Genomic DNA, 22,201 nt, shown 5'->3' on the forward strand with positions numbered 1-22,201 from the left:
CATAAGGCATAAGGCATAAGGAAGGCCCGCAGCGTCCGCTGCGGGCCTTCCTTATGCCTGGCCGGTCCTAGTGGGTGTCCACTGCCTCAACCTCGGCGCGGTCCTCGCCCCACATGGTGTGGAAGGTACCCTCGGCATCCACCCGGTGGTAGGTGTGCGCGCCGAACAGGTCGCGCAGCCCCTGGGTGAGTGCTGCAGGAAGGCGCTTGCGGCGCAGGCCGTCGTAGTAGGCCAGCGAGGAGGAGAACACCGGCACGGGGATGCCCAGCTGCACGGCGACGGACACCACGCGGCGCCAGGCCGGAACAGCCGCGGCGATGGACTCGGCGAAGGCCGGCGCGAACAGCAGGTTGGCGGGTGCTTCGCTGCCTGCGTAGGCCTTCATGATGTCATCCAGCAGTTCCGCACGGATGATGCAGCCGGCGCGCCAGAGCGAGGCAATCTCGTCCAGCTTCAGGTCCCAGCCGTATTCCCTGGCGGCAGCGTTGAGCATGTCGATGCCCTGCGCGTAGCTCACCAACTTGGAGGCGTAGAGGGCCTGGCGGACGTCGTCCACGAAGGTGTCGGGAAGCTCGACGGCGGTTTCCGCGCCCTGCAGGGTCTCCTGCGCCACCTCGCGCTGGCCGCGCTGGGAAGACAGTGCGCGGGCGAAGACGGACTCGGCGATGGCTGAGACCGGCGAGCCCAGGTCCAGGCCGGAGACAACGGTCCAGCGTCCGGTGCCCTTCTGCCCGGCGGAGTCCACCACTACGTCCACGAACGGCTTCCCGGTGCGGGCGTCCACGTGACCCAGGACCTCGGCGGTGATTTCGATCAGGAAGGAACTGAGCTGGCCGGTGTTCCACTCGTTGAAGATGGTTGCCTGCTCGGCGGGCTCGATGCCGGCAGCGGAGCGCAGCAGGTCGTAGGCCTCGCCGATCACCTGCATGTCTGCGTATTCGATGCCGTTGTGGACCATCTTCACGAAGTGGCCGGCGCCGTCGGTGCCGATCCAGGTGCAGCAGGGCTCGCCCTCGTACTTGGCAGCGATCTTTTCCAGCATGGGGCCGAGGGAATCGTAGGACTCGCGGGAGCCGCCGGGCATGATGGAGGGGCCCAGGAGGGCGCCCTCTTCACCGCCGGATACGCCGACCCCCACGAAGTGCAGGTCCTTCTCGGCCAGGGCGGCCTCGCGCCGGCGGGTGTCTTCGAAGTGCGAATTGCCGCCGTCGATGACGATGTCGCCCGGCTCCAGCAGCGGCACCAGCTGGCCGATCACGGAGTCCACCGGCACGCCGGCCTTGACCATGATCAGGACGCGGCGGGGCTTCTCCAGCGAGTCGACCAGTTCCTGCAGCGTCTCGGTGCGGATGAAGTCCCCCTCCTCGCCGTGGGCGGAAAGCAGGGCATCCGTTTTTTCGATGGAACGGTTGTGCAGGGCCACCGTGTAACCGTTGCGGGCGAGGTTGCGGGCGAGGTTCGCTCCCATGACGGCAAGGCCGGTTACACCAATTTGTGCACTCAAGTTCTCTCCAAGGATGGTTCGGGTGCCCGGCGGGCACGGGGCAGGCGCTGGAAAAAGCGCCGGTTCACGCTCCAGCCTATGCTTCTTCAGCTCCCCGCCGCCACATCGGCACGGGGCTCACCCGCCTTCCTCGTAGCCGTTGACCGTGGAGGCAACGCCTTCCACAACGTCGATCCCTTCCGGGAGGGTGGAATTCCGGGAGCTGAGCACAACGATGCTGTAATCGCTGTCCCCGGTGCGGACAAAACCGGCGCTGCCTACGTTCCATACGGCGTCGTCGTCCTGCAGCCAGCCGTTCTTCAGCGCCACTTCGGCACCGTAATCCTGCACCCCGGCGCTGATGCCCCAGTTCTGCTCCGGGCAGACGTTTTCCATCAGGCCGACGGCGAACTCCAGCAGGTCCGCATCCAGCCAGTCGGCGCCCTGTGCGGCGGTCCGGGCGATCCGCAGCTGGTCCTCAGCCGTGGTTTCATTGGCGCCCCAGGTTTCGCCGGCTTCCGTGTCCGATACCCCGATGAGTTCGTAGGTCCGGTTCAGCTCCGTCCGGCCTCCCACCCTGCTGTAGAGCTCGCTGGTGGCCTCATTGTCGCTGTATTCGATCATCATCGCCGCCAGGCTCTCCTCCTCCGCCGTGAGGCTGCGCTGTTCCTCGGTCGCCTGCCGGACCAGTGTGAGGAGGATGGGAACCTTCACCAGGCTCGCTTCGAGGTAGCGTCCCTGCGGGTTATAGCTCCAGGAAGCGCCGGTGCGGTTGTCCTGGACGGCGACGGAGAAGTCCGCCCCGGTGTCCGCGGCCACCTGTTCAAGCTCGGCGGCAAGCGGGTCGGGCGGAGGCGCCGGTTGAACGGCACTGTCCTCGGGATCCGTCCCGGCCGGCTCCGTCACCGGGGCGTCCTCCGGCCCTGCGCAGCCCGCCAGCAGGAGCAGCCCGGCCAGCATCGAGCAGACGGTCTTCCGCGTCTTTAATGACTCAGTCATTAACCCCTTTGTCCTGTTCCGCCTTCTTTCTTTTCTTCCCTCGAGTGGAGGTCCTCTGGCTTAAACGACAAAAAACCGCCGTTACCTCCCGCATGTGCGGAAAGTAACGACGGTTGATCTTGTGGGTCCTACCGGGATCGAACCGATGACATCCACGGTGTAAACGTGGCGCTCTACCAGCTGAGCTAAAGACCCGAATCATGGTGCCGGGACGCCGCGGAAAGTTCTCCACGGCCCTGCATCACGAGGAACTACATTACCCCAGAATCGGGACGGATGCCTAATCGGTGCTTCCGGGGGTCCCTGCCGGCAGGTCAGGGAGGTTTTCCGCCAGCCAGGTCAGGGCGGTGCTGACGCCCATGTCGATCTTCAGGGTAGCCAGCGGATCCCCGCGGGTGGTGCCCCGGTTGATGATGACCACCGGCTTGCCGGCCTTTACGGCGTACCGGACAAAGCGGAGGCCGCTCATCACCGTCAGGGAGGAGCCCGCCACCAGGAGGGCACCGGCGTCGTCCACCACCGCATAGGCGCGGGCCACCCTGTCCTTCGGGACGTTTTCCCCGAAGTACACGAAGTCGGGTTTGAGCATCCCGCCGCAGACCGGGCAGTCGGCCACCAAGAAGTCATCGGTATCGGCGATGTCCGCGTCGGCGTCCGGGGCGATTCCGCCGTCCAGACGTACCCGGTCGAGGTAGCCGGGGTTCAGCTCCTGCAGCAGCTCGGCAACCTCGGAGCGGGAGAACCCGGAGCGGCAGTTCAGGCACACCACGCGGTCGTAGCGCCCGTGCAGGTCGATGACACTGACACTGCCGGCGTCCGTGTGCAGCCGGTCCACGTTCTGGGTGATCAGGCCGGACAGCAGTCCCCGCCGTTCCAGTTCCGCCGCCGCCGCGTGGCCGGGGTTGGGCACGGCATGGCGCAGATGGTGCCAGCCGATGTGGTTGCGCGCCCAGTACCGCCGCCGGAGGTCCGCATCCGAGACGAACTGCTGATAGGTCAGCGGGTTGCGCGGCGGCGCGTCGGGGCCCCGGTAATCGGGAATGCCGGAGTCGGTACTCAACCCTGCCCCGGTCAGCAGCGCCAGCCGCTGTCCGCCCAGATAACCGGCGGCGCGCCCGAGCAGCCGCAGTTCCTCCTCCGTGGGCGCCGGAACGGAGTCGAGCGCCCGGCCCCTGGCGAAGCCCGTAAGGCCGAGGCCCGGGCGGGAGTCCTTTGGTTCTGGCTGTTCGCTCACAGTTCCTCCAAAGCAGCGCGGTACTGCTCGAGCGGGCGGGCGGCGCCGGGCTCGGAGCGGATACAGGCACGGAGCATTCCCTGCCCGTCAATGACGAAGCTGGCACGCTGCGCCAGGCCTAAACGCTCGTCAAAGGCCCCGAACGCCCTGGCCGTGGCTCCGTGGGGCCAGAAATCGGACAGCAGGTCGAAACCGAAGCCTTCCTGCTCCCCCCACGCCCGCAGCGTGTATTTCGAATCACAGGACACCGCCAGAAGGCGCACGCCGGCGTCGTCAAACAGCGCCCGTTCGGCCTCCAGCTCGGCTAGTTCACCGCGGCACACCTGGGAGAACGCAAAAGGAAAAAAGACCAGCACGACGCCGGAGCCCCGCAGGCCTTCCAGCCGAACAGCCTCGCCAAACTGGTTGGGGAGGCAGAAATCCGGAACAGCAGCACCTGCCGTGGGCAGGTGCGCAGTCACTTCTTGCGTCGGCTCACCAGGCGCGTAGCGGCCCAGTCCTCGGTGACTCCCGGAGACGTCGTGACGTGCAGTCCCGCAGTGGGGGCCGCTTCCTCGATGTCGGCGGGGGGAACGTAGCCGTCCCGTCCGGACTTCGGGGTCAGGACCCAGACCACGCCGCCGTCGTCGAGCGTGGTCAGCGAATCGACCAGCGCATCCACGAGGTCGCCGTCGTCGGCACGCCACCAGAGGATGACGCCGTCCACTACATCGTGGTCGTCTTCGGTCAGCAGCTCGCCGCCGATGAGGTCCTCGAGGTCCTCGCGGAAGTCGAAGTCCACATCCTCGTCGTAGCCGTACTCCTGGACCAGGTCACCGTCCTTGAAACCCAATCTGCTCGCCACGTTTTCCTCAGTGACGGCCTCGGCCTCGCTCACTTCACTCCTCCTGGTTGACTGCATAAATACAAGGGAATCACACATTTGCCTGATCTGCGCGGTCTCAGAGTCAACGAAACACCTAAACCCCGCCGGCATCAAGGGTTTTGGGGCTGTACGCCGTCAGCGATGACTTCCGTGCAGGCTACGCAACAACGGCGGCTCGGGACTACAGTGGAATGAAAGCAGGTTTGGGCGCCGAGGCGCGCATACGCGCAAGCGAAGATCCGGCGGACACCGGCCGGATCCCACAGAATAATGTCGCAGACACAATCTGTACATGAGAGAGGTTGGCCGTGGCCGCAGAAGACACAACGGACATCCTGAGCGGGTTAACAAACCAGCTACCGGACCGTGATCCTGAGGAAACCGCAGAATGGATCGAATCACTTGATGAACTGATCCGTTCGCAGGGCACTGAACGCGCACAGTACATTATGCGTTCGCTGCTCCAGCGTGCCGGTTCCCAGAGCGTGGGCGTGCCGATGGTAACCACCACCGACTACGTCAACACCATCCCGGTTGATCAGGAACCTGAATTCCCCGGCGACGAGGAAATCGAACGGCGATACCGCGCCTGGCTGCGGTGGAATGCCGCCATCATGGTGCACCGGGCCCAGCGCCCGGGAATCGGCGTCGGCGGACACATTTCCACGTACGCCGGAGCGGCAACCCTGTACGAAGTGGGCATGAACCACTTCTTCCGGGGCAAGGACCATCCGGGCGGCGGAGACCAGATTTATTTCCAGGGTCACGCTTCCCCCGGCATGTATGCCCGCGCCTTCCTTGAAGGCCGCCTGTCCGAAGAGGACATGGACGGCTTCCGCCAGGAGAAGTCCCGTGAGGGACACGCCCTGTCCTCCTACCCGCATCCGCGCAGCATGCCGGACTTCTGGGAGTTCCCGACGGTTTCCATGGGCATCGGCCCCATGAATGCCATCTACCAGGCGCAGTCCAACCGCTACCTGCAGAACCGCGGCATCAAGGACACCTCCGAACAGCACGTGTGGGCGTTCCTCGGCGACGGCGAAATGGACGAGCCGGAATCGCGCGGCCTGCTCCAGCTTGCCGCCAACGACAAGCTCGACAACCTGACCTTCGTCATCAACTGCAACCTGCAGCGCCTCGACGGTCCGGTCCGCGGCAACGGCAAGATCATGCAGGAACTGGAAGCCTTCTTCCGCGGAGCCGGCTGGAACGTCATCAAGGTTGTCTGGGGCCGCGAGTGGGATGACCTGCTTCAGCGCGACAAGGACGGCTCGCTGGTGGACATCATGAATGCCACCCCCGACGGCGACTACCAGACCTACAAGGCCGAGTCCGGCGGATTCGTGCGCGAGCACTTCTTCGGCAAGAGCCCGGAGACCAAGGAACTGGTTGCCAACCTGACCGACGAGGAAATCTGGAACCTCAAGCGCGGCGGCCACGACTACCGCAAGGTCTACGCCGCGTACAAGGCCGCCATGGAATTCAAGGGCGCCCCGACGGTCATCCTGGCCCACACGGTTAAGGGCTACGGCCTGGGCACGCACTTCGAGGGCCGCAACGCGACCCACCAGATGAAGAAGCTCACCCTCGACGATCTGAAGGCCTTCCGCGACCACCTGCGGATCCCGATCAGCGACGAGCAGCTCGAAGCCGATCCGTACCAGCCTCCGTACTACAACCCGGGAGCGGATGCCCCCGAGATCAAGTACATGCTGGAACGCCGCCGCGAGCTGGGCGGCAACGTCCCCGAGCGCCGGGTTCAGCACGAGCCGGTCCACCTTCCGGATGAGAAGGCCTACGAAGTAGCCAACCGCGGCTCCGGCAAGCAGCTGGCAGCCACCACCATGGCCTTCGTCCGCCTGCTCAAGGACCTGATGCGGGACAAGGAATTCGGCAAGCGCATTGTGCCGATCATTCCCGATGAGGCCCGAACCTTCGGCATGGACTCGTTCTTCCCCACGGCCAAGATCTACAACCCCAAGGGCCAGAACTACCTGTCCGTGGACCGGGACCTCGTCCTGGCCTACAAGGAGTCCCCGCAGGGCCAGATTGTGCACGTGGGTATCAACGAGGCAGGCTCGATCGCGGCATTCACCGCGGCAGGCACCTCCTACGCCACCCACGGCGAGCCGCTGATTCCGGTCTACGTGTTCTACTCGATGTTCGGCTTCCAGCGCACCGCCGACTACATCTGGGCGGCCACCGACCAGATGGCACGCGGATTCCTGATCTCGGCCACCGCCGGCCGCACCACCCTGACCGGTGAAGGCCTGCAGCACGCCGACGGCCACTCGCCGATCCTGGCCTCCACCAACCCCGCGGTGAAGACCTACGATCCGGCGTACGGCTACGAGATCGGACACATCATCCGGCACGGCCTCGAGGAGATGTACGGTCCGGATTCACAGGATCCGAACGTCATCTACAACCTCATGGTCTACAACGAGCCGATCCAGCAGCCCAAGGCCCCCGAGGACCTGGACGTGGAAGGCATCATCAAGGGCATCTACCTGCTGGCCCCGGCGAAAATCGACGGACCCCGCACCCAGCTGCTGGCCTCCGGCGTTGCCGTGCCGTGGGCACTGGAAGCCCAGAAGCTCCTGGCTGAGGACTGGGGTGTTTCGGCCGATGTCTGGTCCGTAACCTCCTGGAACGAACTCCGCCGCGACGGCCTTGCCGCCGAGGAGGAAGCCTTCCTGAATCCCGGCTCCGAGCCGCGGGTGCCGTTCGTGACCCAGCAGCTGGCCGGGGCAACCGGACCGATCGTTGCGTCCACGGACTACATGAAGGCCGTCCCGGACCAGATCCGCCAGTTCCTGCCGAACGAATTCGCCACCCTCGGTGCCGATGACTTCGGTTTCGCGGACACCCGTGCAGCTGCACGCCGGTACTTCAAGATCGACAGCCACTCGATGGTGGTGCGCGCACTCGAGATGCTCGCCCGCCGCGGTGAAGTCGACGCCAATGCCCCCAAGGAGGCAATGGAGAAGTACCACCTGCTGGACGTCAACGCCGGTACCAGCGGAAACGCCGGGGGCGACGCTTAAGCGTTCTGCCTCTCCACCGGGCTAAAGAAAAGGGAACCGCCGCATCTGCGGCGGTTCCCTTTTCTTTGCCTGAGGACCCCGGTGCGCCGCAGGTGGCAGCGGACATGACCCGGGGTTAAACCTCAGCTGCCCGCCTAGCCAACTTGTAGCCTTCACACAAAATAGCGGTTCACTCCCGCAGGCCGTAAGCTCGCAGGTATGCCAGTGCGTCCCCCTCAGTCCGCTGCCTCGGCACCCCCGGAAGCAGACCAGCCCACCGTCGAGCGCCTGAAAGCGAATATCGGCAGGCTTTCGACTGCCACCCTGCAGCAGCTGGACATCTCCCTGCCCTGGTACCGGGGCCTCCGCCCGGACGAGCGCTCCGCGCTGGGAATGGTCGCCCAGAAGGGCATCGCGTCCTTCGTGAACTGGTACCAGCGACCCGCCTCCCCCGCCTGGGTCCTCAGCGACGTCTTCGGCACCGCACCGACCGAGCTCACCCGCTCGATCAGCCTCCAGAAAGCACTGCAGCTGATCCGCGTGGTGGTCCAGGTCGTGGAGGACCGGGTGCCCGAACTGGCCGGCAGCGAGGTGCAGTCCAAGCTGCGCGAAGCGGTGCTGCGCTACTCGCGGGAAGTGGCCTTCGCCGCGGCGGATGTCTACGCCCGTGCGGCCGAAACCCGCGGAGCCTGGGACACCCGGCTCGAGGCACTTGTCGTGGATGCCATCCTGCGCGGCGAGAGTTCCGACGCACTGCGCTCCCGGATTGCCGCCGTCGGCTGGAGCTCGACAGCACCGGTGACCGTTATGGTCGGCGGCTCGCCGGCCGAAGCCAATGCCACCTTCGTGAACGAACTCCGCCGGGCCACGGGCCGGCTGGCCGAAGACACCCTCGTCGGAATCCAGGGCGAACGGCTGATCCTGGTCCTGGGCGGCCTGGAAGACAAGGCCTTCTCCTATACCCGCCTGTCCGAACTCTTCGGTCCGGGACCGGTGGTGTACGGCCCGCCCGCCCCGTCGCTCGTCGACGCCGGACCGTCCGCCCAGGCGGCGTTCGCCGGACTGACCGCCGCCCGCGCCTGGCCTGCCGCGCCCCGTCCGGTCGCGGCCGACGACCTGTGGCCCGAACGGGTGATGTCCGGCGACGACACTGCGCGCAAGGCCCTTGTTGAGAGCATCTACACGCCCCTGCTGGGCGCCTCCAACGGCCTGGCCGAGACCCTGAGCGCGTATCTGTCGCTCGGCCACTCCCTGGAGGCCACGGCACGTGAACTCTTTGTCCACGCCAACACGGTCCGCTACCGGCTGCGGCGCGTCTGCGACGTGACCGGCTGGGATCCGATGCTGCCGCGGGAAGCCTTCGTACTGCAGACCGCGCTCGTGGTCGGACGCCTGGCTCCGGCCGGAAAAGCGGTCCCGGAGAAGCCTGCGGCCCGCCTCTGACCCCTGCCCGGACACCGCCCCCGGCTTGTAGACTTCCTACAAAGCCGTCCGGGGAGCTTGGTCTACGCAAACACCCGGTCCCGTCCCCTATGTTTGGAAAGCTGTATACGTGCTTGCAATTGTCTGCCCCGGCCAGGGGTCCCAAACGCCAGGATTCCTCGCGCCGTGGCTTGAACTGCCCGGCGTGCGGGATCACCTCTCAGCGCTCAGCGACGTCGCCGGCCTGGACCTGATAGCCCACGGCACGGTCTCCGACGAGGACACCATCAAGGACACCGCCGTCGCGCAGCCGCTGATCGTGGCCGCCGGCCTCATGGCCGCCCGCCTGCTGCTGGACCCCGCGGCGCTGACTTCCTCCACCGTCCTGGCCGGCCACTCCGTCGGCGAAATCACCGCCTCGGCCATCGCCGGCGCGCTCCCGGAAAAGGATGCCCTGGTGTTCGTCCGGGAACGGGCCAACGCCATGGCCCGGGCCGCAGCGGTCGAACCCACCGGCATGAGTGCCATTCTCGGCGGGGACCCCGACGACGTCGCCGCCGTACTGGAAGCGGCCGGACTCACGGCAGCCAACGCGAACGGCGGCGGGCAGACCGTCGCAGCGGGAACGCACAACCAGCTCGAGGTCCTTACCGCAGCACCGCCGGCCAAGGCACGCGTCATCCCGCTGAAGGTCGCCGGCGCCTTCCACACGTCCCACATGGCACCGGCCGTCACCGTCCTGGAAGAACTGCGTCCGTCCCTGACGCCGCAGGCGCCGCTGGCCACGCTGCTGTCGAACCGCGACGGCGCCGCCGTGGTGTCCGGCGACGCGAACCTGGACAGCCTGATCGCCCAGGTGTCCCGCCCGGTCCGCTGGGACCTGTGCATGGAGAACATGCTCGCCATGGGCGTGACCGGCCTGCTGGAACTGCCGCCGGCCGGAACCCTCACCGGACTGGCCCGCCGCGGCATGAAGGGTGTTCCGACCCTGGCCCTGAAATCCCCAGAAGATCTAACCGCTGCCCGGGAGTTCATTCGTGAGCATGCCGGAACTGCAGCAACAACCGGAGAAGGTAACGCGTGAGCACGCCCACCCTGAAGCAGTCACCCGTCAACGAATTCAGCCGGATCCACGGCATCGGCGCCTTCCGGCCGGATGTCATTGTCAGCAACGAGGACGTCTGCCAGTGGATCGACTCCTCCGATGAGTGGATCCGCCAGCGCACCGGCATCGTGACCCGGCACCGCGCGGACAAGGGCACCTCAGTGGTGGACATGGCCGAAGCCGCCGGCCGCGAGGCACTGAAGAACGCCGGCATCGACGGTTCGCAGCTGGGTGCAGTCATCGTTTCCACCGTCACCCATCCGTATGCCACACCGTCGGCCGCCACCCAGATCACCGAACGGCTGGGAGCCACGCCGGCACCGGCCTACGATGTCTCGGCCGCCTGCGCCGGGTACTGCTACGGCATTGCCCAGGCCGACGCGCTGGTCCGCTCCGGTGCCGCCACTTACGTGCTGGTCATCGGCGTGGAGAAGCTCTCCGACTTCATCGACAACACGGAACGCACCATCTCGTTCCTGCTCGGTGACGGTGCCGGCGCCGTCGTCGTCGGCCCCTCGGACACCCCCGGCATCGCGCCGTCCGTCTGGGGCTCGGACGGCAGCAAGTCCGGTGCGATCGGCATGACCCACTCAATGCTGGACGTGCGTGAACTCTCCCTCGCCGCCGAGGCCGACGGCGGCATGAGCCCCGCGGACCTCTCCGAGCGTGAGACCAAGCTCTGGCCCACCCTGCGCCAGGACGGCCAGACCGTGTTCCGCTGGGCTGTGTGGGAGATGGCCAAGGCGGCCCAGCAGGCGCTCGACGCCGCGGGCATCACCGCCGAGGATCTCTCCGCCTTCGTCCCCCACCAGGCCAACATGCGCATCATCGACGAGATGGCCAAGCAGCTGAAGCTGCCCGAGTCGGTCATCATTGCCCGCGACATCGCCGACGCCGGAAACACCTCCGCCGCGTCCATTCCGCTGGCTACCTACCGGCTGCTGAAGGAAAACCCGGAACTGAGCGGCAAACTGTCGCTGCAGATCGGTTTCGGTGCCGGACTGGTGTTCGGCGCGCAGGTCGTCGTCCTTCCCTAACTTCCCCGCCCGCTGCCCCGGCTCCGCCGGTACAGCCCCTCAAACCACACCGCTTCGGCGGTTGGAAACCCGAACCGGTCCCGGACCGGCACTACAAGAAAAGGAGCCAACATGGCTAGCAACGAAGAAATCCTGGCCGGCCTCGCCGAGATCGTCAACGAAGAGACCGGCCTGGCCCCCGAGGCCGTCGAGCTGGACAAGTCCTTCACCGACGACCTGGACATCGACTCCATTTCCATGATGACCATCGTCGTCAACGCTGAAGAGAAGTTCGGCGTACGCATCCCGGACGAAGAGGTCAAGAACCTGAAGACCGTCGGCGACGCCGTGGACTTCATCTCCAACGCCCAGGCTTAACCCTCCGGCGGCCGCTGCCCCGCGGCGGCCGCCCGGCTCCGCCGGAACCTGCACCCGCAACTGCTTCAAGAGAGTGAATCATGGCCCGCAAAGTAGTCATCACAGGCCTTGGCGCCACCACGCCGATCGGCGGGGACGTTCCCACCATGTGGAAGAACGCACTCCAGGGCGTCTCCGGCGCCCGCACGCTCGAAGACGAGTGGGTGCAGAAATACTCCCTCCCGGTGACCTTCGCGGCGCGGGCCTCCACTCCTGCCACCGACGTCCTTTCCCGCGTTGAAGCCAAGCGGATGGACCCCTCCACCCAGTTCGCCGTCGTCGCCGCCCGCGAAGCGTGGGCCGACTCGGGCCTGGACGGCGATATCGACAAGGACCGCCTCGGAGTGGCCTTCGCCACCGGCATCGGCGGCATCTGGACCCTGCTGGACGCCTGGGACACCCTGCGCGAAAAGGGACCCCGCCGCGTCCTGCCCATGACCGTACCGATGCTGATGCCCAACGGCCCTGCTGCCGCCGTCAGCCTCGACCTGGGTGCCCGTGCCGGCGCGCACACCCCTGTCTCCGCCTGCGCCTCCGGAACCGAAGCCCTGCATCAGGGCCTGGACATGATCCGTTCCGGCAAGGCCGACATCGTCGTCGCCGGCGGTGCGGAAGCGTGCATCCACCCGATGCCGCTGGCCTCGTTCGCCTCCATGCAGGCACTGTCCAAGCGCAACGACGACCCCGCACGTGCCTCCCGGCCCTACGACCGCGACCGTGACGGCTTTGTTATGGGTGAGGGTGCCGGCGCCCTGGTGCTTGAAAGCGAAGAGCATGCCCTGGCCCGCGGAGCGCGGATCTACGCCGAGCTCGCCGGGACCGCGGTCACTGCCGACGCGTACCACATCACCGCCCCCGACCCCGAGGGCCTGGGCGCCACCCGCGCACTGAAGGGCGCACTCCTCGACGCGCAGGCCCAGGCCGAGGACGTCGTCCACGTGAATGCGCACGCCACCTCCACTCCCGTCGGTGACAAGCCGGAATACACAGCACTCAAGGCAGCCCTGGGCACGGCCCTCGACGGGGTTGCCGTGTCCGCCACGAAGTCGCAGATGGGCCACCTCCTGGGTGCCTCCGGTGCAGTCGAGGCCGTCCTGACCGCCCTCGCGGTTTACGAACGGCAGGCACCGGCCACCATCAACCTGGAGAACCAGGATCCGGAAATCCCGCTCGACGTCGTGACCTCCAGCCGCCAGCTGCGCGGCGGAGACATTGTCGCGCTCAGCAATTCCTTCGGCTTCGGCGGACACAACGCCGTCGCCGTACTGCGCAGCCGCTAAAAAGCTCCGCCAACGCAACAGGCGTCCGGTCCCTGCGGGGACCGGACGCCTGTTGCGTTGGGGCTACGGAGTGTTCGAACTAGCCGACCTGGTGGAGCCACCGCACCGGAGCGCCGTCCGCGGCGTGCCGGAACGGCTCGAGTTCATCGTCCCAGGCTTCGCCCAGGGCCAGCGAAAGTTCATGGTAGACCGCGGAGGGATCGCCGGCGCCGTTTTCATACGCGTACCGGATGCGGTTTTCGGAAATCATGATGTTGCCGTGCACATCGGTGGCCGCATGGAAGATGCCCAGCTCAGGGGTGTGGGCCCAGCGGCTGCCGTCTGCTCCGGGGCTTTGGTCCTCGGTCACCTCATAGCGGAGGTGCGCCCAGCCGCGAAGTGCGGACGCAAGGAGGGAACCGGTGCCCTGGGGCCCGGTCCAGGCGATTTCGGCCCGTACCATTCCCGGCGCGGCCGGCTGAGGGAACCACTGAAGATCCGTTCGCTTTTCCACGACGGATCCGATGGCCCACTCGATATGGGGGCACAACGCGGAAGGGGCAGAGTGCACAAACAGTACTCCGCGCGCCATCACATCAGACATTCCATCCTCCATAGCTGTAGGTACGTCTTCCCCAACGACCTTGCTGTATGGACGGATATCGAGCCGTATGTGTCCGCTGTCCATCATTGTGCCGCAAGTTACGGCGATGCGCCAATGTAGCCTTCTGCCCCTGGCCGGCATGGATGATCCAGCCGCAGAACCGGTGCCGTTCGGCCGGACGTCAGGCCCGCGGATGGGCCTGGCTGTAGCTCTGGCGCAGCCGGTCCACGGACACATGGGTATAGAGCTGAGTGGTGGCAAGCGACGAGTGGCCCAGGATTTCCTGGACGGCTCGCAGGTCCGCACCGCCGTCGAGCAGATGGGTCGCCGCCGAGTGGCGGAGGGCGTGCGGTCCGGAGGCGGAGGTGTCCGGCACAGTTTCCAGCAGTTCTGCGACGACGCTGCGGACCTGGCGCTGGTCCACGCGTCCGCCCCGCTTGCCGAGGAACAGTGCGGGACCGCTGTCCCCCGTGGCCATTCCGGGGCGGCCGCGGCGAAGCCAGTCGTCGACCGCCAGAGCGGCGGGGAGCCCGTACGGGACCGTGCGTTCCTTGTTGCCTTTGCCCAGCACGGTCAGTGTCCGGCGGTCAGGATCGAGGTCATCGACGTCCAGGCCGGCGAGCTCCCCCACCCGGATGCCCGTGGCGTAGAGCAGCTCCACCATCGCACGGTCCCGCAGGGCTACGGGGCCGCCCTCGGCGGCAGCTGCCTGCAGGGTTTCGAACAGGTCATCCAGCTGACTGCTGCGCAGCACGCCGGGAAGTGTCTTTTCCTTCTTGGGTGCCTTCAGCCGCAGGGCCGGGTTCTCACTGATCAGTTCCTCGCGCAGCGCCCAGTTACTGAAGCTGCGGGCCGTTGCTGCGCGGCGGGCCAGTGTGGAGCGGGCCTGTCCCCCGGAGCTGAGTTCCCCCAGCCAGCCCCGCAGGATGCCCAGGTCCAGTTCCTTCAGGGATCCGGCGCCGGAGGCCGCGGCATAGTCGAGCAGTTTGGACACGTCCGACTCGTAGGCACGCACCGTATGTTCCGACCGGCCGCGCTCTGCCGTCAGGTACCGGCAGAACCCTTCGAGGGCAGATCGGAATTCCGCCGGCCAGCCCGTGGCGGTTGCTTTTGATGTCACCTCTTCACTGTTCTCTCTTTGCCGCCGCCGTTCAAGCAGGCACGCTGTCGGCACGCCGGCAGGTACGGCGCAGATGCTCTGTCTGCGGCGCCTGCTCCAGGTCGAGCAGGTACCGCTTGGCGTCGACTCCGCCGGAGTATCCGGTCAACGCGCCGCGGGACCCGACGACACGGTGGGTGGGAACCACCAGATTCAAAGGGTTGTGGGCCAGGGCGGCGCCGACGCTGCGGGCCTTGGCCGCATCACCAAGCTGGACCGCCAGTTCCTTGTAACTTGCCGTCGATCCGTAGCCAATGGCCGCTACCTGCTCCCATACCCTGCGCTGGAACTCGGTGCCCTGCGGGTTGGTGTCCACGGCGAAGCAGCACCGTGTGCCCTCGAAGTACTCGGTGAGTTGGCGTTCGATGTCTTCAAAGCCGTCCTCTGCTGCCATCCCGTACGGCGTCCCTCCCCCGGCCGGTACGGGCGGCGGTCCGAGCCGGACGGACGTCAGGACGCCGTCCAGGGCGACGAGGGTGAGCACCCCTATCGGGGAGGTGACGATTTTATGCGTGGTCATGATGGTGTTTCCTTTCTGGTGCGGTGAAGCGGAGTTGTGCAGGGTGGGTTGCAGCTAGTGCCGGCCGCGGCGCCACAAGTCCGCGCCGGTCCGTACCGCCAGGCCTTCGAGTTCCAGGCGGGCCAGTCCGGCGCGAACCCCCGGCGGGGACAGGCCCGCGACGGTGGCCAGCTTGTCGATGGTCGTTCCGCTGCGCACCGGGAGCGCGTCCAGCAGGAGCAGGTCCTCCACGGCCAGTCCGTCCTGAACGGCCCGGCGGTTTCCGCCCTTGCCGCCGTCTCCTCCCGGCTCCCCGGTGCGGGCATCCGCCTGCGTACCGACACCCTCCCGCGCGGCACCGGACTGCTCGGTATCCACCGCGGTGGTGTCCGCTGCTGTGGTGCCCAGCGGCTGCGCCAGCTCGGCAACTTCCTGTGCGTCAGTCACACAGACCGCACTTCCGTCACGCAGCAGGCGGTGGCAGCCGGCGGAGTTGGCCGAGTACACCGACCCCGGCACGGCGCCGACTTCCCGGCCCAACCCGGCGGCGTGATGGGCGGTGTTCAGGGCGCCGGACCGCCACCGTGCCTCGACCACCACGGTGACGGCGCTCAGTGCGGCAATGATCCGATTGCGCTGCAGGAATCTCCAGCGGGTGGGCGCCGACCCGGGCGGAACCTCGGACAGCAGCAGCCCGCGGGCAGCGACGGTGCGCAGCAGGTCGTCATTGCCGGCCGGGTAGAACCGGTCTGCACCGCACGCCATCACTGCGATGGTGGCGGTCTCCTCGGAAGGAGCAGAAGCGAGGGCTGCACGGTGGGCCTGGGCATCAATTCCGTAGGCTCCCCCCGAAACCACGGTGTACCCGCGGTTAGCCAGCCCCGCGGAGATGTCACCGGCAATGGATAAGCCGTATCCGGTGGCATCGCGGGAACCGACCACCGCCACCGTCCGCTCCAATACCGGCAGCCCCCGTGCCAGCGTTCCCCGCGCCCACAGGCACAACGGCATGCCCAGTTCCAAGTGGCGCAGGGACTCCGGCCAGCGGGAATCCTCCGGCACAAGAAGTTCACCGCCCAGCCGGCGTATCGCGTCCAGGTCCCGGCCCGGGGCCAGGTCCGCCACCCGGGGCGCCCACCGTTGAAGCCCCTCTGCCAGGGCGCTTCCCTGTCCGCTGCCGCTCGACAGGTAGGCGGCTGTTTCGGCGGCCACTGCCGGCGGCGCCGCCTGTTCCCCGGTGGCGATCCGCAGCGCCTGAACCGGGCCGGCGGCTGCCACAAGGGCGAGGCCCACCGTGTCCGAGGGTTCGAAGAGTCTGGACAACGCCGCCCGTGCCGTCAGCACCTCATCGACGCTCATGCTGCTGCACCCTGCCGGCGGAACGCGAGAGCCTGACCGACGTCGTCGGCGTCCGGGGTTCCGTGCCCGCCGAGATCAGCGACAGTCCAGGCCACCCGCAGGACGCGGTCATAGCCCCGCGCAGTCAGCAGCTGCCGTTCCATTGCCCGGTCCAGCGCGGCAGTCGCCTTGGTCGGAGGCCGCAGGCTCTCCCGGAGCAGGGTGCCCGGAACCTCGGCATTCGTTTCACAGCCCAGCGGCCGCAGCCGGTCCCGTTGCAGCCTCCGTGCCTCCTGCACCCGGGCCGCCACGGTGACACTGGCTTCCGTGCTCTCTCCGCCGAAATAGTCGCCCAGGGAAACCCGCTGCACGGAAAGCTGCAGGTCCACCCGGTCCAGCAGCGGTCCGGACAGCCGGCTGAAATAGCGGCGCCGCTGCTGCGGCGTACAGGTGCAGTCGATTCCTTTGCCCGCAGCCAATCCGCAGGGACAGGGGTTCGCCGCCAGCACCAGCTGGAAGCGTGCCGGGTACACCGCAGTTCCAGCCGCCCGGTGCAGGACCAGCTTCCCGCTCTCCAACGGCTGGCGCAGCCCATCCAGGACCCGCCGTTCATACTCGGGCGCTTCATCCAGGAACAGCACGCCGCGGTGGGCGCGGGACGCGGCCCCCGGACGCGGAATCCCTGAACCGCCGCCGATCACTGCCGCTGTGGAGGCGGTGTGGTGCGGGCTCTCGAAGGGCGGCCTGCGGAGCAGGGAACGGCACGGATGTCCCTGCCAGGCCAGGGAATGGATGGCGGTGACTTCCATTGCCTGGTCGTCGGGAAGATCCGGAAGAATCCCTGGCAGCCGCTCCGCCAGCATGGTTTTTCCCGCTCCGGGCGGCCCTGTCATCAGCAGGTGGTGCGCTCCGGCTGCGGCCACCTCGACAGCGAACCTGGCTTCTGCCTGCCCTGCTACGTCTGCGAGGTCGGGAACCCTGGGCCTGCCGCCCGGGCCCTCTTCTTCCGCATCATCTTTTCCGCCAAGCGTCACCGGCGGCGGAAAACTCAGTTGTTCGGGGTCTGCTCCGAGGTCCGCAGCCACCGCAGCGAGGCAGGAGTAACCGCGGACGCGTGCCGCGGGAACCAGGGCCGCTTCTTCGGCATTCTCCGTTGCCACGGCTATGTCCGTGTATCCGGCGGCAACCGCCGCCATGACGGCCGGGAGGACGCCCCGGATCGGGCGGAGCCTGCTGTCCAGCCCGAGTTCTGCCAGGAAAACGCACCGGCCCGGATTTCTCAGCACGCCGCCGGCGCAAAGTGCGGCGACGGCAATGGCCAGGTCAAAACCGGAGCCGTGCTTGGGTACGTCTGCGGGCATCAGATTCACGGTGATCCGGCGGCGGCTCAGCGGCAGCCCCGCGTTCTTCGCCGCTGACTTCACCCGGTCCCGGGCTTCGTTCAGGGAGGCATCGGGCAGCCCCAGCAGGACGAAGGACGGCAGGGACTGGCCGATGTCCGCCTCCACCTCGACGATTCTTCCCTGCAGGCCGACGAGTCCTATGCCGTAGGTCCGTCCGAGCGCCATCAGGAAATTCCCCTCAGGTGCTCCACGACGGGCGGATTGGTGCCGTCGTCGAGTACCGAAACCGCGTCGATCCGGCGGTGGGTGAAGTATCGACTGTTGGCCCTGGCCCAAGCCCCCGCCAACAGATAGAGGCGGGCTACTTTGTCCTGACCGATTGCTTCGAAGGGGTGCCCGAAGTCCAAGGAGGAGCGGGTCTTCACTTCCACCACCACCAGGGTGGCCCCGTCCACCGCGACCAGGTCGATTTCGCCCTCCGGACACCGCCAGTTCCGGTCAATGACGCGCAGCCCCGCTTCTGTCAGGTACCGCGCCGCCAGCTCTTCTCCCCGGCTTCCCAGAATATCTTTCGCTCTCATGCCCGCCACATTGGCTTGCCGCGGGCGGAACCGACACGGCGGGACACTGCCATGTGGAGAATGGCGGCGTGACCGGGCCCTGATGCCTACCTGTGGAGGAAGAACCTAGAGGGACCCGGAACTCCATGCTGCCGACTGTTTGCCGCCCCTGTTCGCCGGCGCGGCGTTCAGGCCAATCCGCCGTTGGCGAAGACGACCTGGCCGTTGACCCAGCGGCCAGGTCCGGCAAGGAAAGCCACCGTTTCCGCGATGTCCCCGGGTTCGCCCAGGCGTTCGAGCGGCGGGGCCTCCGCGAGGCGCGTGATGGTGGCGTCGTCCTTCCCGTCCAGGAACAACGCAGTCGCCGTCGGCCCGGGCGCCACCGCGTTGACCGTAATGTTCCGCCCCTTCAGTTCCCGCGCGAGGATGAGCGTCATCCCTTCCACCGCGGCCTTGCTGGCAACGTAGGCGCCGTAGCCGGGGTATTGGGTGCGCGTAACGGTGGTGGAGAAGTTAATGATTGCTCCGCCGGGACGGATCCGACGGGCTGCCTGCTGCGAGACCACGAACGTTCCCCGGATATTTGTGTGGTGCATCCGGTCCAGATCCGCCAGGCTCAGTTCCGCGATAGGGCCAAGGAGCATGATGCCCGCGGCATTGACGACCACGTCTATTCCGCCGAAGGCTGTCTCAACGGCGTCGAACGCGGCGGCCATGTCCGCTTCGTCCCCCACGTCCCCGCCCACGGCCAGGCCGTGTCCTCCGGCGGCGGCAGCGTCGGCAACGACCCTGTCTGCGGTCAAGTTGTTCCGCGCGTAGTGCACACCCACCGAATAGCCGTCCGCGGCGAGGCGGCGGACCACAGCCGCTCCAATCCCGCCGGACCCTCCGGTAACCAGGGCAACCCGTCCGGCAGTATCCATCACGCTGTCCCCTCGCTAGTCGATGGCAGGACCCTAGCGTTTTCGGTGTTCCGGGTACATCCCCCAGGGCCGCGGTTCCCTCAGTGTCGAGGAGTCCGAGCGTAATTTTGTGCGGGTCTTGCCCGGAGCCTGCGTAATTCCTGAAGGAAACACTGAGATACGCCCGTCAGGATAGCGACGCAAACGCGTAATTCGATTCTCATAAAGGAAATCATGCAAAACCGCAAGAGAAATACACCAGCTCTCGTGGCCGGATTTGCAGCCATCGCAGGGCTGTCGATTGCCACCGGCGGGCCGGCCTTGGCTACCGCCATGCCAGCAACCGGGGGTCCCCTCACCACGGAACCGCCGAGCCATTCCCCTTCGACCGGGACCTCCGTGACGGAAACAGGTGTCTACCTGTACCAGAAGCTGGACCCGAAGAAGCCTGCCGCCTGGGAGAACTCGGGCGAACAGAACTTCCTGGCGAAGCAGCCCGGACACCAGTGGTTCACGGATGTATCGGCTCTGGTTCCTTCCGAGGTATGCGGGCCCGGCTGGGGCATCCAGCAGGATGTACTCGAATTCAAGGGAACGTACGACTGGCCCAAGACGCTCCGCCACCCGGACGCCACCTTCCCCGGGAATCCGACGTTGAAGGACAACAAGCATCAGGAACTTGCAGATCTGATGACCGTGCCCGAGTGCGAGACCCCGTCGGACAAGCCTTCCGAAAACCCCACCCCCAAACCCACGCCTTCGGACAAGCCGTCCGAAACCCCCACGGACAAGCCGACCGAAAAGCCCACCCCGAAACCCACACCTTCGGACAAGCCCTCGGAAACACCGTCGGATACCCCTTCGGAGACCCCGTCGGAAAAGCCCTCCGAAAACCCCACCCCGAAGCCCACCCCTTCGGACAAGCCGTCGGACACCCCGTCGGAGACCCCCTCGGACAAGCCCACCGAAAAGCCCACCCCGAAACCCACACCTTCGAACAAGCCTTCGGATACCCCTTCGGAAACCCCCACGGACAAGCCTTCCGAAAACCCCACTCCGGAAACCACCCCGTCGGACACCCCGTCGGAGACCCCGTCGGAGACGCCCTCGGACAAGCCCTCGGACAAGGTGACCCCGAAACCCACCGCCACCCCGTCGCCGACCAGCACCCCGGCAGGTGCAGTGCCGCCGCCCGGAACGGACACCACCCCTCCTGCTGCAGGCAGCACTGACCCCCGCGTCTCGGTTGCAGGCACCACGGACCAGCGCGTGCCTGATGCAGGGCTCGCCCACACGGGCGCAAACGGAACCTGGCTCGCCGTAGCCGGTGCCGCCGTTCTCGCTCTCGGAGCCGGACTGGTCGTGATTGCCCGCCGCCGGAAGGCCTAGGCCCTAACCGGTCGGTGTACCCCGGATAGCTTCAGTGTCCGGGGTACACCACCGGCATCGGTGTCAGGGTTACCGGTTCCAGCCGCAGCGGCGGAACCGCACCAAGGTACCCGCGGGCCAGGGTGATGTGCGGACGCAGGGCCGCGGCAAACATAAAGTTCGGGTCCGACGCCATAAAGGCCGCACTATCGGAAACGCCGCATGCGGCCAGGAAATCCACCAGCACCTCGTACAGCTCCCCATGCAGCGCAGTAAGTTCCAGGGAAGGCTGATATTCCACCACCAGGGTTGAGCCCCTCGCCCCGAACCCTGCGGTCCCCAGCGGGTCGAGCCGGAAGGCTGAGGGAGGCAGCAGTGCCTCGGTCCGGGCAATATACCCGCCGAGAAGCTGGTCATAGGCGGAGCGGGAAATGCCGGTCTCTGCACTGATGACCCGATATACGTCCATCACCTTCCCGAAGTGGATCAGTGTTGCATGCAGCTGCCGGCGCGGCACCCGCCGGGTACCTGCGGGCAGCGCGTCCTGCAGGGACAGCAGGTGGGCCAGCGATGCGCCGTCGGGCTCCATCTGCGCGTAAAGGCGGAGATTTGCGTCAAAACCGGGCCGCTCGGATTCAGGCATGGGAAAAGTGTAGGCCGGGCGCCGTCGGCTAGGCTGTCGCGCATGGCTTTCGAGATTCCCCTGCTCCGCGACGACACGCTCCTGCTCCGCCCGCACACAGCTGCTGACCGCGACGCCGTCCATGCCCGCTGTGTTGACCCGTTGACCCTCAGGTGGACCACCGTTCCGGTGGATTACACCTCGGAGATGGCGCAGGAGTACCTGGAGACCATCTCGGCTCCGCAGGAGAACGCCGTGTCCTGGGCCCTCGACGTCGGCGGCCGCTATGCGGGAACCATTGACCTGCGCTTCGAAGGGGCCGCTTCGGGCTCCCTGGGTTTCGTCACCTCGCCGGAATACCGTGGCCGCGGCCTGATGTCGCGTGCCGTCCGGCTGGCAACGGCCCACGCCTTCGAGGACCTGGACTGGGACGTGGTGACGTGGAAAGCGAACGCGGGAAACGTCGGCAGCTATAAGACGGTCTGGCGCTGCGGTTTCCCGCGGCCCGTCGCCGTTCCCTACCTGCTGAACCACCGGGGAAAGATGGTGGAGGGCTGGATGTCCAGCCTCGCCGCCGAGGATCCCCGGCACCCCTCGGGCAGCTGGGAGGAAGCCAAAACCCGGCTTCCGTCCGTGCCCGTGAACGCGGGATAAACGCTAGAGCTCGTCCGCCTTGGGCAGAGTGAGGTCGTCGTTGCGGGTCAGTTCCTCCACATTGACGTCCTTGAAGGTAATGACGCGCACGCTCTTCACGAACCGTGCGGACCGGTAGACATCCCAGACCCAGGCGTCCTGCAGTGTGAGGTCGAAGTAGATCTCGCCGTCGGCGGACCGGGCCTGCAGATCGACGTGGTTGGCCAGGTAGAAACGGCGTTCGGTTTCCACCACGTAGCTGAAGAGGCCTACGACGTCGCGGTACTCCCGGTACAGCTGGAGCTCCATGTCCGTTTCATAGTTCTCAAGGTCTTCGGCGCTCATAT

The 22,201-nt window shown here is 66.8% G+C and carries 22 protein-coding genes and 1 tRNA gene; 8 read left to right on the forward strand and 15 right to left on the reverse strand.

Annotation, left to right across the window (positions count from 1 at the left end; all coding sequences use genetic code 11):
* Positions 1-67: 67 nt before the first annotated feature.
* The 6 genes from gndA to N2K95_RS10175 all read right to left on the reverse strand — a co-directional run bounded on the left by gndA (position 68) and on the right by N2K95_RS10175 (position 4,593).
* A complete protein-coding gene (gndA, locus tag N2K95_RS10150; protein WP_260651466.1) occupies positions 68-1,504 on the reverse strand; it encodes an NADP-dependent phosphogluconate dehydrogenase in 1,437 nt (478 codons plus the stop codon).
* A 117-nt stretch (positions 1,505-1,621) separates the two neighbouring features.
* A complete protein-coding gene (locus N2K95_RS10155; protein ID WP_260651467.1) occupies positions 1,622-2,482 on the reverse strand; it encodes a class A beta-lactamase-related serine hydrolase in 861 nt (286 codons plus the stop codon).
* A gap of 122 nt (positions 2,483-2,604) precedes the next feature.
* Positions 2,605-2,677: transfer RNA gene (locus N2K95_RS10160), tRNA-Val, on the reverse strand.
* A gap of 85 nt (positions 2,678-2,762) precedes the next feature.
* Positions 2,763-3,716, reverse strand: coding sequence for an NAD-dependent protein deacetylase (locus N2K95_RS10165; protein ID WP_260651468.1), 954 nt, complete (start codon positions 3,714-3,716; stop codon positions 2,763-2,765).
* Positions 3,713-4,177 (reverse strand): peroxiredoxin, encoded by a 465-nt coding sequence (locus tag N2K95_RS10170; protein ID WP_260651469.1) that lies wholly within the window; start codon positions 4,175-4,177, stop codon positions 3,713-3,715. The genes N2K95_RS10165 and N2K95_RS10170 overlap by 4 nt, the downstream gene beginning before the upstream one ends.
* Positions 4,174-4,593, reverse strand: coding sequence for a DUF3052 domain-containing protein (locus N2K95_RS10175; RefSeq protein WP_260651470.1), 420 nt, complete (start codon positions 4,591-4,593; stop codon positions 4,174-4,176). Before N2K95_RS10175 ends, N2K95_RS10170 begins: the two co-directional genes overlap by 4 nt.
* 290 nt (positions 4,594-4,883) lie before the next feature.
* Here N2K95_RS10175 and aceE point away from each other — a divergent pair, with 290 nt between their 5' ends.
* From aceE to fabF, 6 genes are all read left to right on the forward strand, one after another.
* A complete protein-coding gene (aceE, locus tag N2K95_RS10180) occupies positions 4,884-7,628 on the forward strand; it encodes a pyruvate dehydrogenase (acetyl-transferring), homodimeric type (RefSeq protein WP_304659209.1) in 2,745 nt (914 codons plus the stop codon).
* Between the two features lie 198 nt (positions 7,629-7,826).
* On the forward strand, positions 7,827-9,050 hold the full coding sequence (locus N2K95_RS10185; protein ID WP_255791635.1) for a PucR family transcriptional regulator: 1,224 nt from the start codon (positions 7,827-7,829) through the stop codon (positions 9,048-9,050).
* Positions 9,051-9,159: 109 nt separating this feature from the next.
* Positions 9,160-10,113, forward strand: coding sequence for an ACP S-malonyltransferase (locus tag N2K95_RS10190; protein ID WP_260651471.1), 954 nt, complete (start codon positions 9,160-9,162; stop codon positions 10,111-10,113).
* Positions 10,110-11,171 (forward strand): beta-ketoacyl-ACP synthase III, encoded by a 1,062-nt coding sequence (locus tag N2K95_RS10195; protein WP_255791633.1) that lies wholly within the window; start codon positions 10,110-10,112, stop codon positions 11,169-11,171. The genes N2K95_RS10190 and N2K95_RS10195 overlap by 4 nt, the downstream gene beginning before the upstream one ends.
* Before the next feature lie 111 nt (positions 11,172-11,282).
* On the forward strand, positions 11,283-11,528 hold the full coding sequence (locus N2K95_RS10200) for an acyl carrier protein (protein ID WP_055240832.1): 246 nt from the start codon (positions 11,283-11,285) through the stop codon (positions 11,526-11,528).
* An 80-nt stretch (positions 11,529-11,608) separates the two neighbouring features.
* Positions 11,609-12,847 (forward strand): beta-ketoacyl-ACP synthase II, encoded by a 1,239-nt coding sequence (gene fabF, locus N2K95_RS10205; RefSeq protein ID WP_255791632.1) that lies wholly within the window; start codon positions 11,609-11,611, stop codon positions 12,845-12,847.
* A gap of 79 nt (positions 12,848-12,926) precedes the next feature.
* Here the strand turns inward: fabF and N2K95_RS10210 are convergent, their stop codons facing one another.
* The 7 genes from N2K95_RS10210 to N2K95_RS10240 form a co-directional block, all read right to left on the reverse strand.
* The gene (locus N2K95_RS10210) at positions 12,927-13,430 is read right to left on the reverse strand and encodes a DUF3145 domain-containing protein (protein ID WP_260651472.1); all 504 of its coding nucleotides are present in this window, start codon (positions 13,428-13,430) and stop codon (positions 12,927-12,929) included.
* 181 nt (positions 13,431-13,611) lie between these two features.
* On the reverse strand, positions 13,612-14,550 hold the full coding sequence (locus tag N2K95_RS10215) for a tyrosine recombinase XerC (RefSeq protein WP_260651473.1): 939 nt from the start codon (positions 14,548-14,550) through the stop codon (positions 13,612-13,614).
* Positions 14,551-14,581: 31 nt separating this feature from the next.
* Positions 14,582-15,109, reverse strand: a complete 528-nt coding sequence (locus N2K95_RS10220) for a methylated-DNA--[protein]-cysteine S-methyltransferase (RefSeq protein ID WP_260651474.1) — start codon at positions 15,107-15,109, stop codon at positions 14,582-14,584.
* A 54-nt stretch (positions 15,110-15,163) separates the two neighbouring features.
* A complete protein-coding gene (gene dprA, locus N2K95_RS10225) occupies positions 15,164-16,447 on the reverse strand; it encodes a DNA-processing protein DprA (RefSeq protein WP_260651475.1) in 1,284 nt (427 codons plus the stop codon).
* Positions 16,444-17,994: a YifB family Mg chelatase-like AAA ATPase gene (locus N2K95_RS10230; RefSeq protein WP_260651476.1), complete on the reverse strand. Its 1,551-nt coding sequence runs from the start codon at positions 17,992-17,994 to the stop codon at positions 16,444-16,446. The genes dprA and N2K95_RS10230 overlap by 4 nt, the downstream gene beginning before the upstream one ends.
* Positions 17,994-18,359, reverse strand: a complete 366-nt coding sequence (locus tag N2K95_RS10235) for a YraN family protein (protein WP_260651477.1) — start codon at positions 18,357-18,359, stop codon at positions 17,994-17,996. The genes N2K95_RS10230 and N2K95_RS10235 overlap by 1 nt, the downstream gene beginning before the upstream one ends.
* A 158-nt stretch (positions 18,360-18,517) precedes the next feature.
* Positions 18,518-19,252, reverse strand: a complete 735-nt coding sequence (locus N2K95_RS10240; RefSeq protein ID WP_260653784.1) for an SDR family oxidoreductase — start codon at positions 19,250-19,252, stop codon at positions 18,518-18,520.
* A 246-nt stretch (positions 19,253-19,498) separates the two neighbouring features.
* On the opposite strand from N2K95_RS10240, the gene N2K95_RS10245 reads away from it, so the two are divergent.
* Positions 19,499-20,620 carry an MSCRAMM family adhesin SdrC gene (locus tag N2K95_RS10245; protein WP_260651478.1) on the forward strand — a complete coding sequence of 374 codons (1,122 nt, stop codon included), beginning with the start codon at positions 19,499-19,501 and terminating at the stop codon, positions 20,618-20,620.
* Between the two features lie 31 nt (positions 20,621-20,651).
* Here N2K95_RS10245 and N2K95_RS10250 read toward each other — a convergent pair whose 3' ends face one another.
* Complete coding sequence (locus tag N2K95_RS10250) at positions 20,652-21,242, reverse strand: 2'-5' RNA ligase family protein (protein WP_260651479.1); 591 nt, start codon at positions 21,240-21,242, stop codon at positions 20,652-20,654.
* A 42-nt stretch (positions 21,243-21,284) separates the two neighbouring features.
* On the opposite strand from N2K95_RS10250, the gene N2K95_RS10255 reads away from it, so the two are divergent.
* A complete protein-coding gene (locus N2K95_RS10255) occupies positions 21,285-21,875 on the forward strand; it encodes a GNAT family N-acetyltransferase (protein ID WP_260651480.1) in 591 nt (196 codons plus the stop codon).
* A 3-nt stretch (positions 21,876-21,878) separates the two neighbouring features.
* Here N2K95_RS10255 and N2K95_RS10260 read toward each other — a convergent pair whose 3' ends face one another.
* Complete coding sequence (locus N2K95_RS10260) at positions 21,879-22,199, reverse strand: DUF2469 domain-containing protein (RefSeq protein WP_227901490.1); 321 nt, start codon at positions 22,197-22,199, stop codon at positions 21,879-21,881.
* Between the last annotated feature and the right edge of the window lie 2 nt (positions 22,200-22,201).

The organism is Arthrobacter zhaoxinii, from assembly GCF_025244925.1.
Taxonomy (GTDB): domain Bacteria; phylum Actinomycetota; class Actinomycetes; order Actinomycetales; family Micrococcaceae; genus Arthrobacter_B; species Arthrobacter_B zhaoxinii.